At 39.5% G+C, this 15,149-nt stretch carries 13 protein-coding genes; all 13 read left to right on the top strand.

From position 1 onward, the window contains the following. The first annotated feature begins 90 nt into the window (after positions 1 to 90). The 13 genes from CJD30_RS06155 to CJD30_RS06095 all read left to right on the top strand — a co-directional run bounded on the left by CJD30_RS06155 (position 91) and on the right by CJD30_RS06095 (position 15,133). Positions 91 to 1,347, top strand: a complete 1,257-nt coding sequence (locus tag CJD30_RS06155; protein WP_294917444.1) for a hypothetical protein — start codon at positions 91 to 93, stop codon at positions 1,345 to 1,347. Further along, positions 1,340 to 2,767 (top strand): glycosyltransferase, encoded by a 1,428-nt coding sequence (locus tag CJD30_RS06150; RefSeq protein WP_294917442.1) that lies wholly within the window; start codon positions 1,340 to 1,342, stop codon positions 2,765 to 2,767. Before CJD30_RS06155 ends, CJD30_RS06150 begins: the two co-directional genes overlap by 8 nt. Beyond that, entirely contained in the window at positions 2,764 to 5,136 is a 2,373-nt protein-coding gene (locus tag CJD30_RS06145; protein ID WP_294917440.1) for a tetratricopeptide repeat protein, read from the top strand. Before CJD30_RS06150 ends, CJD30_RS06145 begins: the two co-directional genes overlap by 4 nt. Beyond that, positions 5,075 to 5,827, top strand: a complete 753-nt coding sequence (locus CJD30_RS06140) for a hypothetical protein (protein WP_294917439.1) — start codon at positions 5,075 to 5,077, stop codon at positions 5,825 to 5,827. Before CJD30_RS06145 ends, CJD30_RS06140 begins: the two co-directional genes overlap by 62 nt. Beyond that, the gene (locus tag CJD30_RS06135; RefSeq protein ID WP_294917437.1) at positions 5,828 to 7,354 is read left to right on the top strand and encodes a hypothetical protein; all 1,527 of its coding nucleotides are present in this window, start codon (positions 5,828 to 5,830) and stop codon (positions 7,352 to 7,354) included. 121 nt (positions 7,355 to 7,475) lie between these two features. Then, positions 7,476 to 7,730: a hypothetical protein gene (locus CJD30_RS06130; RefSeq protein ID WP_294917434.1), complete on the top strand. Its 255-nt coding sequence runs from the start codon at positions 7,476 to 7,478 to the stop codon at positions 7,728 to 7,730. 86 nt (positions 7,731 to 7,816) lie between these two features. Further along, entirely contained in the window at positions 7,817 to 9,259 is a 1,443-nt protein-coding gene (locus CJD30_RS06125; RefSeq protein ID WP_294917432.1) for an AarF/UbiB family protein, read from the top strand. 131 nt (positions 9,260 to 9,390) lie between these two features. Continuing rightward, entirely contained in the window at positions 9,391 to 9,672 is a 282-nt protein-coding gene (locus CJD30_RS06120; protein WP_294917430.1) for a DUF1330 domain-containing protein, read from the top strand. A gap of 57 nt (positions 9,673 to 9,729) precedes the next feature. Further along, positions 9,730 to 10,350: a hypothetical protein gene (locus CJD30_RS06115; RefSeq protein ID WP_294917427.1), complete on the top strand. Its 621-nt coding sequence runs from the start codon at positions 9,730 to 9,732 to the stop codon at positions 10,348 to 10,350. After that, entirely contained in the window at positions 10,347 to 10,562 is a 216-nt protein-coding gene (locus tag CJD30_RS06110; protein WP_294917424.1) for a hypothetical protein, read from the top strand. Before CJD30_RS06115 ends, CJD30_RS06110 begins: the two co-directional genes overlap by 4 nt. A gap of 41 nt (positions 10,563 to 10,603) precedes the next feature. Continuing rightward, entirely contained in the window at positions 10,604 to 11,749 is a 1,146-nt protein-coding gene (locus CJD30_RS06105) for an iron-containing alcohol dehydrogenase (protein WP_294917422.1), read from the top strand. A 405-nt stretch (positions 11,750 to 12,154) separates the two neighbouring features. Continuing rightward, positions 12,155 to 14,155: a TonB-dependent receptor gene (locus tag CJD30_RS06100; RefSeq protein ID WP_294917419.1), complete on the top strand. Its 2,001-nt coding sequence runs from the start codon at positions 12,155 to 12,157 to the stop codon at positions 14,153 to 14,155. A 597-nt stretch (positions 14,156 to 14,752) separates the two neighbouring features. Next, positions 14,753 to 15,133 (top strand): thioesterase family protein, encoded by a 381-nt coding sequence (locus tag CJD30_RS06095; protein ID WP_294917416.1) that lies wholly within the window; start codon positions 14,753 to 14,755, stop codon positions 15,131 to 15,133. Positions 15,134 to 15,149: the final 16 nt, after the last annotated feature.

Raw genomic sequence — 15,149 nt, 5'->3', positions numbered from 1 at the left:
TATGCGAAGAGACAATCTTAATAATCGATTTAAGATAAAAAAGACTATACTAAAGAAGAATCACAAAAATAACTCAAAACGGATCACACTATGATGCAAAATATATTAATCTCCCTGATTGCTATCATCACAGTTTCCATTGTCGGAATCATTGTAACAACGTTTTCACGTCGATGGATACATGAGAAAAGATTTGCACGTTTAGACCGTTTGAAAATCGAGTATAAAGAGCGTTTGGATCATATTTTAAAAAATGAGAGTATCTCTATTGCTTCGTTGCGGCAAGAGATAGAATCCGATCCTCTTCGTTCTGAAGCATTGGAAGAGGTGATGTATCGCCATTACAATGAAAATTTTCATTTTTTATCTACGATCGAGGCATTGGGATATATCGAAAAATACCAATCAACACTCTCTTCTCATGCATCCATCCAGAAAAAAGCATTTGCTGCTGATCGCATTGGCCGTTTTCGACATAACGGATCCGTTGCGCTTCTTGAAGAATCTGCACGGAACGCACTGAAAAATACGGAATTTATCAATGTTATTTTTAAATCTCTGGCACTTATCGCCACCGATGAAGCATTGAAATCCATTGTTGTCTTATTGCCGGATGCATTAAAACATCATTCAGTATCTCAAAAAAATGCTGAAATGGTTTTGTTGACGTTTTCGCCAAAATATTTAGATCTTTTATTGGAAGCTTGCAGTCTATACCGAATTAATGCACAGAAAGAAGCTCAACTTGTCATGCTCGATACGATTAGCCGCTGTTCTTCTTCAACGCATTCCATACACTATTGTTTGGATATTTTACAAAGTGGCGATGCTGAATTGTCTGTTCGTGCGTTGCGCCATTTGAGTAATGTTTCACTTGAAAATTCGTTTGATTTATCTCCTGTAATACAAATGCTAAAACATCCGAAATGGTTTGTTCGCGTTCAAGCTATCGGCGTTTTGAAACACCGTTTAGAGCGAGATGAAGCATTGAAATTTCTCTTTTTACTAGAAGATAGCGCTTGGCAGGTTCGTCGAAATTTCGCGGAACTACTGGTCTCTTATGGTGCGAATGTTCTCACCATGATGGTGCAAATCATCCAAGGTAACGACAACTATGCAAAAGAATCGATTGCGGAAGCGATACAAATGGAAGGCTTTTTTGCTGAGCTTTTGAGCTATATCTCACCCGAATCGGCTTATTACGATAATGCGAAAATCATTGTGCAGTACTTAAATAACATTGGGTTGATAGATTGGGAAAACAATATCGATCTCGGTGCCTATCCTGAACTGACACGGCAAACAATCACGAATCTTTTAGCCACCAAGGAGAACAGCCATGCATAATTTTTTATTACTCAGCATTTTGTTGTTCAATGCCGGTGTCGGTGTCTATTACGGTTTACTCAATGGAGTCTATTCACTTTTACTTACCATCGCACTCATAAGCGTTATTCGGCAGGCAAGAAAAGCCAAATACGTGGAAGACCAGCTGTGGCTGAATTCCAATGAGACCCCTCCGGTGTCGATCATCATACCCGCACACAATGAAGAAAATGTCATCCTTCGTACCGTAGAAACCGCCCTGAGCCAAGAATACCCGTCTTTCGAAGTGATAGTCATCAATGACGGATCGACAGATTCAACATTGCAAAAACTCATTGACACATATCGTTTGCAAAAAACAACTTTATTGTATCGTGACATACTAAAAACCGAAGCGGTTCACTCATTTTACTATTCGAAAGAGATCCCTAATTTTTTGGTTTTAGATAAAGAACAAGGCGGAAAAGCCGATGCATTGAATGCAGGGATAAACAGCAGCCATTATCCCTATTTTTGTTCGGTAGATTCCGATTCGGTTTTGGATCCGAGAGCACTTTTGAAAATGATGGTTCATGTCATCGAAAATCCTGTTCCCGTTATCGCCTGCGGAGGTGATGTCCGTGTGCTCAATGGTATGAATCATCCTGAAATTACGACCAATCTTCCGGAACTTCCGAATAAAACGCTCCCTATGTTCCAAATTGTCGAATATTTGAGAAGCTTTCTGTTCGGTCGTATCGGATGGAATGCCATGAACGGATCCATGATTCTATCGGGTGCTTTTTCTCTCTTTTTAAAAGATGCCGTCATTCGCAGCGGCGGATACAGTCGTGATCAGGTATCGGAGGACTTGGAAATCGTTTTCAAGCTCCAAAAACTCTACACCCATGAAAATAAACCGTTTAAAATCAGTTATGCTTTGGATGCGATTTGTTGGACGGAAGTTCCAGAGTCTCTTCATGAGCTCGGTCGTCAAAGACGACGCTGGCAAGTGGGATTGTTCCAAGCATGCTGGAAACATAAATCGATGATGTTTAATCCGCGATACAAAACGGTAGGTCTTTTTGCCCTTCCGTATTTTGTGTTACTCGAAGCTCCGGGTGCATTTATCGAATTGCTTGGATTTATCGTTATGCCATTAGCCTATTGGTTGGGATTGCTAAGTGTTGAATACTTCACCTTGTTTCTTTTATTTGCAATCGTCTATGGTATTTTTCTCTCTTCGGCAACGATTTTGCTCGAAGAGATGACAATCAAACGTTATCCATCATGGCGCCATCTGATCCGTTTGCTAAGCTATGGGGCATTGGAACATTTCGGTTATCGTCAACTCAATGCATGGTGGCGTATTCAAGCCATATATAAATTTCTATTTACCTCCTACACATGGGAATACGTTCATAAGTCCGGTAAAAGCGAAACAAAACCTATCCAAAAATGATAAATGATTATTATCAAAAAGGGATTTTAGCCCTTGCAAATCAGGACTATCAAGAAGCCCTAAACCTCTTTCGCCGTTCACTGGAAAAGGATATTTCATCCGATAAATGGATAGGGGTGGGGAAGGCTTTTTTCAATCTATCCAATTGGGATGGAGCGAGATGGGCATTTTACAAAGCCCTCGATTTGTCTCCGAATCGATCTGAAATCCTCATCCTCATAGAACAAACCGCTGCACAAAAAAAACTGCAAACTTTCCCTGCAATGGCTTCGAGTTCTTATTTTCGTTCCTTTGACAACCATATTGAAATACAAGATAACGGATGGAAACCTTTCCCAATCTACGGAGTCAATATAGGGCTAGGGATACCGGGATATTTTCCCGGAGAATACGCCATCGGGAAAACGACCTACAAACAATGGTTCGCATCAATCGCTGAGATAGGATTCAACAGCATTAGAATATATACATTGCATCCGCCTGCGTTTTATGAAGCACTCTTTGAGTTCAATGCCGCTTCACAGAAAAAACTCTATTTCTTTCAAGAAATCTGGCTGGAACTGCCTGAAAAAAGAGAAGGTGATTTTAATGAGTCGTCTTATATGTCCTATGTCAAACAACAAATTCAACAAAGTGTTGACGCCATCAACGGCCATCTTTCATTAGATGAAAAACCGGGTTATCCGCATGGCATCTATCGAGCCAATGTCTCTCAATGGCTTATCGGTTATTTGTTGGGAAGAGAGTGGGAAAGTTGTGCAATAACGCATTACAATGCTCTTTATACAGGTTCTGAACGCTCATTTGCGGGAGAATATTTGTCTATCGATGATGGAACCCCTTTTGAGGTGTGGATTACCAAACGATGCGATGACATACAAAAATACGAACACGCTGCGTATAAAGTCACCCATCCTGTTTCAACAATCAACTGGCCAACGCTTGATCCCCTAACACATCTCTCAGAAGCTGGGCCATGTGAGACAGCTCGATTTCAAGGATTCTCTCCATCTTGTAACCATTGCAGAGATGAAGATGATAAAGAGGTGCTGGATCTGCGTAAGGTTACACCTCTGCGCGGAAGCGGTTTTTTCGCCTCGTATCATGTTTATCCCTATCATCCGGATTTTTTAATGAATGATTTCCCGCATGAAGATGGATACGATTTGTATTGCCGCAGGTTAAAAGAGTATCACAAAAACCAGCCCGTTGTCATTGCAGAATACGGCATTCCCTCAAGCCGTAACAGCGGTCATTGGAACCCATCCGGTTATCACCAAGGGGGATTGGATGAAGAGACACAGGCTCAAAAAATCATCCGATTGAGCAATACGCTCGAAAAACACAACTTTTCAGGGATGATTTTATTTAGCTGGTTTGATGAATGGTGTAAAAAACACATTCAATTTTTCCCTTATTTAATCCCTTTTGAGCGTAAATCATTGTGGTTCAACTCTTTAGATCCCGAGGAGAGCTTTGGAATTATGGGGATGTATCCAGGATATCCAAAACCTCTGGTCACTTTGGATGCAAAATCCAATGAATGGAATGATGCCGTTAGTATTTATCACGCTAACGATTCCAAAAAGAATCAGTTTCAATCATTGCTTATGCAGCATGATGAGGGGTTTTTATATTTAAAAATCCTTTTTAACGAGACAATGGAGTGGTCAAAAGATTCCGTATTGATCGGTTTAAATCTATCAAACCAACTGCATGGAGAAAAACTATTACCCTTGGGAGTCAATCTTATCTCTCCCATTGATCTGCATTTTATTGTCCATATTGATAAAACGCATGGGAGTAGACTCTTAATCTATACTCCGTTGGATAGATATCTCAACACCGCTCAAACGTTCAGTTCTTCTGAGGAAGGACTTTGGAGTATTATCCTGCACAAATCCAATGAACGCAGAGTAAGCAAGAACGGCGCTACTTTTTATCCATCATACGTTTATAATGCAGGAAAACTGATCGAGGGTTCACTAAACCCAAAGAATAAACAGTTTAATTCACGATCTGATTTTTATAGTGATGAAAGATCGTTGGAAATTCGTCTTCCATGGCATCTGATCCATTTTAGTGATCCTAGCTCTCGACAAATCCTCGGTTCCGGAGATAAACCAACATTGAGTTGTGATGCAATACAAACCGTTGCTGTTGTGTTTGAGCACGAACAAGACGCTCCTAGGGCAAAACAGATCCAAAAAAATCTTTATGTCACCGATGTGTTGCCAAAACCATGGAATAACAATTCTATAGGAACATATCGCTTTCATGGATGGAATGCACCGAGTTTCCACATGTATGAAAAACCTGCTGCTTCGCACTTGCGAGAATGGTTTCGCAAAAAAACGGATAAGAGGTAAGAGGGAAATGAAACGAAGAGAATTTATATGTGTTTCTATCTGTTCTGCAACTGCATTATCAACCTCCGTATTCGGCGCAATTGAACCAAATAAAGCGGAAGAGGGCACATGTCCAATCTTGAAATATGGATTTATTAGTGTTGAAAAGAGGGAAAAAACGGTTTCGGTTCAGGCACTATCAACCCACTTGGAATATCTATATGAGTACGGATACAAAACCTGCTATGTCGATGAATTGCAATCTGCCAAACAAAAGAGCCAAAAGAAAAATATGGCACTTCTCTTTTCAATGCCCGATATTACAATTACGAATTATGTATTACCGTTATTGATAGAGTATCAGATGAAAGCCACCTTGGTGGTATCACCTGTGCATATAGGGAAATCCCTTTTTGTTAATGGGGTGAATTACCCCATGTTAGGGTACGATGAACTCATTCAACTAGCCCAAAGCACGTATTTTCGTATTGCCGTTTTAGGGGATGAAAATCCTTTTTCAGAGATAAAAACGAATCTTTCTGTACTGCATATACATCAACAAAATATCAATATTTCATCTTATCAAGAAAATGATATAATGAATTTCATACGATCAGATTCCCTTTCATTGAATACAATTGGCCTCAAAGGTGAAAGAATGGAAAATCTGATTGAGCTATCGCTCTTCAAAGCTTATTTAAAAGGGGTTTAGATGAATACCCATTATTTGTCATATATTCTTTGTATGATGGTTGCTTCACAGGGTCTGTTTGGGATCGAACTGGATAGTACGGTCAGAGAATTAAAAGAAAAAGGCGATTCAAGTCTTCAACAAAACGCCTTGGAAAAAGCTGCATCCTATTATGTTGAAGCGTATAATGCGGATAGTCTAAAACATACGTTGACAGCTGAAACAACACGTAAGATGGCAGTAGCAATCGCATGGGCAAAACACTACGATGATTCAATCATGATTCTAAATACGTTGATTCAATCCAATCCGAATGATGATGCGTCCAGAACCGAGTTGGCTCGTATACTTTCATGGAAAGGGGATCTCAAAGGGGCAAACGAACAAATTCAAATCGTTTTGAATCACGCACCTCAAAACAAAGATGCCCTCAAAATCAAAGCTGATTTACTCCGATGGAATGGAAAAAATCATGAAGCGATTAATATATATCAATCGCTTTTACGTGATGAAAACCAATTTGACACCCGAGTAGGTTTGGCACACTCGTATGTATCCTTGGGAGAATTTGAAAAAGCGCAAGAGATTCGATCCTCAACACTTTGTTCCCTCCCTTACCAAGAAAAAGAGCTAAAAGAACTCGCAGTACGGATTGATAAAGAGCAAAAATGCTATCAAAAACGACCGATAAAACATGAAATCACTTTCCCGCAAATGAGCTATTTCAAAGATACCGACTCTAACGAAGCAACCCGTTTAGAAGGCGGATATACTTTTTTCGGTGACAATTTTACAGTGAGATCTGTATATCAAAAAACATTGGCCGAGAGTGATACGCAAAAAGCTCATGCAGATATGCTCAATGTTGATGTGTCGGTTCCATTGGATAACAATTGGAATGTTAGTGCAGGTGCCGGACTCCAAGAACTGAACGGAGTTGACAAGACGATCACCCACGGGGCAATTTCTCATAGTAATCAAAATTATTCGCTTTATGCCGGTTTATCGAAAAACTATTTAACCGATACGGCAGCGCTTATCAATAATAAAATCGGCATGACTACCTATGCATTGGCTGGAACATATTCTATTACCGATACATTGATAGGAAGTGCAAATTACAATTATCGTGACTATACGGACAATAATTTTGCGAATGATTTTATCGTTGGTCTGAGATACCGCTATCTACGAGAGGACCCGTTTGTTGATGTCGGCTATCGTATCCGTTATCTCAACTATGACCGACAAAGCGGAGGAGGGTACTTTGATCCAGAGCGTTTTTTATCTCACCAATTTTATCTCTCAGCCAGCAAACAAATCGAATGCACAACCATTAGCATCGAACCTTATTTCGGGCATCAGAGCTATCGTCGATATGCACTGGATCACAATGACTGGTTCTGGGGCGGATCACTTTTGCTCCGTCAACAAATCACACCGAATATCGCCGCCCAGCTAAACGCTGAAGGAGGAAATTACGCTATGGGACAAACGGTAGGGTATGATTATTATCTTGTGGGTGGAAAGCTTATTTTTTCATTCTAGATTAATATTAAAATATATCAATCTTTATAGTGTTTGAATTTTATAAATATAGAGAAAAAAACTATAGAAATATTAATATTTTGAGTTTATACTGTAGTTATCTAAAAGTGTGGAGAAAATCATGTTAAAAGAGTTACTTTATACTGGGGTAGGCGGAGCACTATTGCTCAAAGAGAGAGTCGAAGAAGAACTCAAAAAGCTTGAAGAAAAAGGGAAGCTCAATTCGACCGATACCAAAAGTTTTCTAGAGAGTTTGAAATCAAAAGGTGAAGACGAAGAAAAACGTCTCAAAGAAGAGATAAAATCGGCGATTCGTGAAGTTATAGAAGAACTTGGAATCGCAACAAAACAGGATATTGAAGAATTGAAACGCTGATGGGACTTTATTCTCCTCTGCGTATCTGGCGTGTTTTTCGCCTTTTACTCAGTTTTTATCTTCTCATTAGAAAACGAGAGAGTTTTATGGGTGTCAGAGCCCTGGAACCTGATCAACTTTCCAACAGTGTCATGATATTAGGGACCAGTTTTGTGAAACTGGTTCAGATACTGGCAACCCGTAACGATTTTTTCGATGAGCGGTATCTTGTCGCTTTACGAACGATTCATGATGATTTACCTGCAATGAGTACAACGGATTATCAAAAAGTGCTCAAACGCTCATTTATAGAGTGGCCGTTTGAACGATTCGAAGAGATCCCAATCGCTTCTGCCTCCATCGGACAAGTCCATGAAGCATTTTTGCCCAACGGTGTTCGTGTCGCCGTTAAACTTCGAAGAGAGGGAATTGAAAAACGGATTCGGGCTGATCTTCGTATTGTTGCATTATTTAATCGTCTCTTTCGTCCTCTTTTTTCTCCTTTGACTCGCCACTCTATCGAATCGGTTATTTCAGAATTTTCATCGATGATCATACAAGAGTGCAGTATGCGTCGCGAACGTCAAAATTTAGATCGTTTTAGTACGGTTTATGAGAACTCCGGGATACGATTCCCCATTGCGTATCCGCAGTACTCTGGTGAAGATGCTCTTGTAATGAGTTTTGAAGAGGGATTTCGTTTTGACGATCGAAAATCTATTGAAGAAAACCACATAGAGATAGCTCCAATCATTGATAAACTGGTCCGTTTTTATACCGAGCAAATGCTTGTCAAAGGCTTTTTCCATGCTGATCCCCACCCGGGGAATTTATTGATCAGTGCTGAGGGTGAACTGATACTGCTTGATTTCGGGATGGTTAAGCGTGTCTCCAATCCTATGCGTGTTGCGATTATAGAACTCATCAAAGCTGCAAATGAGCGTGATTATGAAGCATACGTGAGTGCGGCAAAACGGATGGGAACAGTAGCATACGACGCACCTTCGTCCGAGTTGGCAGAGTTTACCGAGAGAATGTTCGAGATTTTTTCCAATGATACACTCAGCAGCGGAAGTATGCAGCACCTAGCCTTTGAAGTTATGGAACAAACAAAAAACTTACCTTTCAAACTTCCTCAAGAGGCTATTTATATCCTGCGTGTAAGCGCTATCATCGAGGGATTAGGGACATCCTATATTGAGAATTTCAATGGTATCAAAGATATTCTTCCGATTTTACAACGGAATATTCCAAGAGCATTGGGGATAAAAGAATCACTATTCGATACTGTTCGTGATGAAATTCGCAGATTGCCGGATGATTTCATTGCCGCAAGAGAGACTCTGCGCAAAGCCAGCCGTGGGGAGCTCAATGTAGAAATTTCCTCACTGCAGGTTGAAAGTCTCAAGCACCTCGTTGAGACTTCTTTACGTCCGATCGTTACATCACTCACATTCGCTTTAGGTGCTTTTGGTGCTTGGATTGCGGGGTGGGAAAATGGTAGTTACATACTACTTTCTTTTGCAATTTTAAGGCTATGGTTTCGCTAAGATATGCAAAACCGCTATACCAGTGACATTGGAGATTTTGGAAAATTTCTCCTTTTAAAACATCTATTCCCTTTTCATCGAATTGCTACCATTTGGTATCTTTGATCTGGCTACAATAATTGGAGAAGAAAATGACAACGTATGTTATAGGACAGATTTGTATTACAGATCCAGTAAAATGGACAGAATATAAGAGCAAAGTACAATGCACTCTAGAGCCTTATGGAGGCAGAGTCCTTTTGCGTGGAAAACACATAGATTCTTTTGTCGGGACGATTGAATATCCTGACATCGTAGTCATAGAGTTTGATTCACACGAGAATGCTACACATTGGTTCAATTCTGATGAATACCAAAGCATTATCGCTATACGTGATAAAGGTGCTAAAATCACTTTACACCTTTTTCAATAATGGATAAACAATGCTATGCATGAGCATTTAATATCAACTAATATTTCAGGTATGCTAATGAACTACGATAAGCTCAAAGAGGCTGAAGCGAACTTTTTGGCCTTTTATCCCAAAGGTTTCGAAGATGAAAGGCTGCTTCCAATCATCAAACGACACAATACCGAGAAGATCGGAAAAAGTGTAGAAGATCTCTTTACACCGGAACGTTTTCGAAATCCTGATGAGATATGTGAGAACTTTGCAAAAATTGTCTCTAAATCAACCCTCATTTCATTGTTCGAAAAGCCAAAAGTACGTGATATGATCAAAGCGATGAGCATGGATCAGCGTGATATGCTCTCTATCGCTCTGTATGAATTGATACATGGCAAACGGGAGAAAGGATTTGAGATGATTGTAGATGTTCTTGCGATCTATACTCTGGCGAAATGGTCAATTGTCACACTCATTCCTTATTACTATGATCGCGAAAAAAACTTTTTTATCAAACCCTCAACTACCAAAGAGATTATCAAATTTTTCGAGATCGGCGGGATCGTCTATAAGCCCCGTCCGACGTGTGAATTTTATGAACGCTATACTGCAGTGTTATCACAGATGCGCACGTTAGTCAGTCCGTTAATCGGACGAGACAATGCTGCATTTACCGGATTTTTGATGATGGCAATGGGAAAATGATGAAACATTCTTTGAGTGAATACTACAACGAAGTGATCGATGAAATTTGCGTTTTGGAAGGGTGCCCTCACGAAAAAGCCAAGACAATAGCGGATTCAGAGTTTTCTAACATCGAATACGGACATAAATACCGTCTCAGTCCCAGTATATTGGCTGGATCGCTATTGGGCATTAACGATTGCTGTATCACACCCGTACAAAACAAATCATAACCGTGATACAATCGCGAAAAATATATAGAGTGAGGTGACCTATGACCCCATTTAGCTACCACAACCCGACTCGTATAGAATTTGGTCCGGGAAAAGAAAACAATATCGGGCAATGGCTCAAAGACGATGGCATTGAGAATGTATTGCTCGTTTATGGCACCGGTTCAATCAAGAACAACGGTTTGTATACGAGAGTAATAGAAAGTCTAAATTTATCTAATATTAAATACGATGAATTGAGCGGTGTGATCAGCAATCCCGTTTTATCCAAAGTTTATGAGGGGATTGAACTGGCCCGATCTACCAATACAAAGGCGATACTCGCCGTCGGAGGAGGATCTGTCATCGATACGGCAAAAGCGATCGCAGCAGGTGTAAAATCTGAGGGTGATGTGTGGGAATACTATTTAGGAAAATCACCAATCCAATCAGCACTGCCGGTCTATACTATCGTCACTCTTGCCGCTGCCGCAAGTGAAATGAACGGAAACTCAGTCATCACCAACGAAGCAACACGACAAAAATACTCGATCGGTTCTGTGTTACTCAATCCGAGACTCTCCATTGTAAACCCGGAACTCATGCAAAGCGTAAGCAAAGAGTATTTGATCTATTCGGCTTCGGACATCATCGCCCATGCATTAGAGACTTATTTGACGGCAACCGATCATCCCCATTTTCAATCGCGTTTGGTCGAATCGATTGTCAAAAGTGTGATCGAGTTGACAGATCGGCTGATAGAACATCCTGAGGATTATCATGCCAGAGCTGAATTTGCCTGGGTGTCCTCTCAAGCTCTCAACGGTCTGACCACTTCAGGAACAGGAGCGGGAAACTGGCCGAATCACATGATCGAGCATGCTCTCTCAGCTCTGTTCAACATTCCTCACGGAGCAGGGCTCTCGATCGTTGTTCCTGCATGGATGAGCTGGTATCAATCCAAAAACAAAGAGCAGTTCGAACGATTTGCCAAAGAGGTATTTGGTAAACAAAGTGCAGAAGAGGGGATTACAATGCTCAAACGCTGGTACGGTACTATCGGCACGCCGATCACTCTTGCGCAGGCGCATATCCCCAAAGAGAGAATCCCGGATATCGCCCGTAATGCACACGCACTTGCAGTTGTGTGGGGAATGGGAGAGATTTATAGTGTACAAGATATAGAAGCTATTTTGGAAAAAGCGTAAATTTAACCAATATAATCAAAATATGAAAAATTTGCATTACCTGAATATGCTGGAAAGCCTGACTAACTTCCTTTCAGTGATTTTGCTTGGCTTTTAGAATATTTGCTTTATCAACAGGCGAGAGAAGGCTCTATATGGCTTATAAAGTGTAAACATTGACGAACGCAATCGAATTGTGGAAATAGAATAAATCGCGTATTTGAACTCTATGATATTTCCTGATCCAGTTATTGGTATCCAAAATACGGTGTTCTTCCTGCTTGAGGGTATCCACATGTTGTTTTATAATTGCAATCAGTCAGATTACGAACTCACATAAAGCAGATGATTATTTTTTGCGACACACATGCAACATTCACTAGATATGATTCTTCATGAAAAAATATGAGAGGATAATTGTTGTCAATGATTAAAAAGCTCATTGCACTATATAGTATTTCAGTAGTACAAACCGTATATGCCGTGCAATTAGAACCGATTGTCATTGAATCTGCAAAGTTAGACGATAACCAAATAGATATTCCTGCAAGCATTGATGTTTTGGATATAGAGAAGTTATCAATTGGTAAAATCAATTCTATGCAGAATCTCTCTTCCGTTTTGCCAAATACTAATATTTCGGGTCTCGGAAATCGTATGGATACTACCGTTTCCATACGTGGTATTTCAAATTATGTTACAACTGAATCAAGTATTGCTATGTATATTGATGATATGCCTATAACGTTTAGTCATGGGATTGGTGCAATGGATATGGCTAATATTAATCGTATCGAGGTGTTTAAAGGGGCTCAGGGAACTGATTTTGGTAAAAATGCGGAATCGGGTGTTATCAATATGTATACAAAGCCAATTAGTGATGCTCTGATAAGTGAAGCATCTATCGATTACAGTTCGTATGACTCTAAAAAATTTTATGGACGTATAAGCGGTCCGAGCAGTTTTGATAAATTAGGATTTTCTTTTTCATTCACCGACAATCAATCCGATGGCTATGCAACGAATGAAAGAACGCATAATATGGTTGATCATCGCCATTTGAGAAGTTTTAATGGAAAATTAAAATATGATCCCTCGTCGCATTTGAATTTATCGTTAAACTATATAAAAACAAAGCTGGACGATGGCGGAACAGCCTTTAAAATTGATACGACGAACAATCCCTACAATATCGATAATGAACTACAGGATGACTGGGTGAAAATGGATAGCGACTTGCTTTCATTGGTTATCAAATATACGCAAAATAATACCTCTTTAACATCCGTTTCCAGTTACGGACGGCAATCGATTCAAAAAGATGACTATATCTCCAAATTGGGTGTTTTAAATATTGCAATGGATGATTTTATGGATATCAATATTGAAGAGGTATCGCAGGAATTACGTCTAAATGCTATTTATGACAAAATGGAATATGTATTGGGTGGGTTTTATAGCGATAAACTGCGATTTAATTATCTTGAAACCCAAAGATTTCCTTCTGTTCCATCGTATAACAATACGAATAATTTAGATAATTTGGATACGAATGTAGCGTTGTACGGAAAAATCCGTTATGCTCTGAACTCTTATTTTTCATTGACATCAGGGCTCCGTTATCAACAAACAAAACGGGATTTTACCCGTGACTACACAGGCTATGCGTCTGCATTGTCATCAACTATTGTTTCAGATCACTGGCTTCCTACGTTTTCTCTTGCTTATGATAACGATGGAAATAATCTTTATTTGACCTATTCAAAAGGGTATCGTGCCGGTGGATACAATTATCGCAGTCCGGGGACGACTTTGATCTCTTATAATCCTGAGATTACAGAGAGTTTAGAACTTGGATATAAAAACGGAGCTCATTCGTCATGGAATATGGCCAGTGCAGTGTTTTATAACCGTATGCATGATGTGCGTACGATCACCTTTAATGATTATTTGGCTACGACAACGCTCAATGCCGATAAAGCACACAGTTATGGATTCGAATCGACATTGAATTATGTATCGGATACGTTTGATGTATATGGCAGTATAGGTATCACACGAGCCAAATACGATCGGTTCATTTCGAATTCACTTGATTATTCAGGCAAAAATTTAATAGATGTCCCCGATATGACCGCTGCAATAGGTGGAAAATACAAATTGGATGCTCATTGGTACAGTACAGCATCCATGACGTATATGGGGAAACGTTTCTATGATATTGCAAATACGACACATTACAACGGATACTCTATCGCTAATGCTTCTTTAGGCTATAGGAATAAACGATGGACGGCTGAAGTATACGTTAATAATGTGGATAATTCGGCTTATTCGGATTTTATGATCCATACTCCTAGCCATAACTATTATCATTTTGGTATGCCGCGTATCATCGGGTTTCATTTAGGAATGAAATTTGACTAAAGAGCGGATGGTATTTCAATAATAAAAGCGGCACCTTCCGATCTATTGATAACATGGATATCCCCTTTGAAGCGCTGAATGATTAAGTTTTTGACTATATAGAGTCCTAAACCTGCCCCATTTTATTTCCTGACCCCGTTTTAGTAAATCCATTGATATCCAAAATACGGGTTTATGTCCTTTATATTCTAGTATTTCATAGTGCCATCATGTCAAGCGCGGAGTTAAATTCTGCAGTTTTTTTTAACGATTTTTACGTTTAGTAACCTTAAGCAAATGGTTCATCTGAGGGTTCAGACGAGCGTTTTTTCTTCCCAATCTTAAATAAGTCCATCTCTTGTAATCCTGCTTCTTATGCTACCTTGTTTTAACACTCATTAGGACATAATTCTCAATAAATAAGATCAACCATTCTATACTTATGGCATTCAAAAAGAGTCTCGAAAATGGTGGAGTACCACCAAGTAAGTAAAACTCTTTTGCATAAAATGTATACATCAAATTGTATGTCTACACGAAGTTTATCAAAATGGACAAGTTTATGGTCAAATTTCATAATCATGAAATTATAGATATCGCAGGATAAGGGGTTATAAGATGCAAATACGAGTTTATTATGAAGACACTGATGTCGGTGGGGTTGTTTATCACTCCAATTATCTCAATTTCTGCGAACGTGCGAGAAGTCAGCTTTTTTTCGATGCAGGGCGTTCCCCAATATTGAGCGGAGGACATTTCGTCGCAAAACGTATTGAAGCCGACTACATCAAAAGTGCTAAGTTTGGAGACTTATTGGAAGTCAAAACCACGCTCATAGAAATCAAAAATGTATCATTTCGATTGCTCCAAGAAATTTTTCGAGAGAATGAAAAAGTATTTGAAATGCATATTGATCTTGTTTATATCGATTTTGCAGGAAAAATGGCAAAAATACCCCAACAGGAGAAAGATTTTTTATATCAATATTCCGTTTTATAAACATATAATGTTAAAT

The organism is Sulfuricurvum sp. PD_MW2, from assembly GCF_002633015.1.
Classification (GTDB): domain Bacteria; phylum Campylobacterota; class Campylobacteria; order Campylobacterales; family Sulfurimonadaceae; genus Sulfuricurvum.
This window is presented reverse-complemented; position numbering and strand designations above follow the sequence as displayed.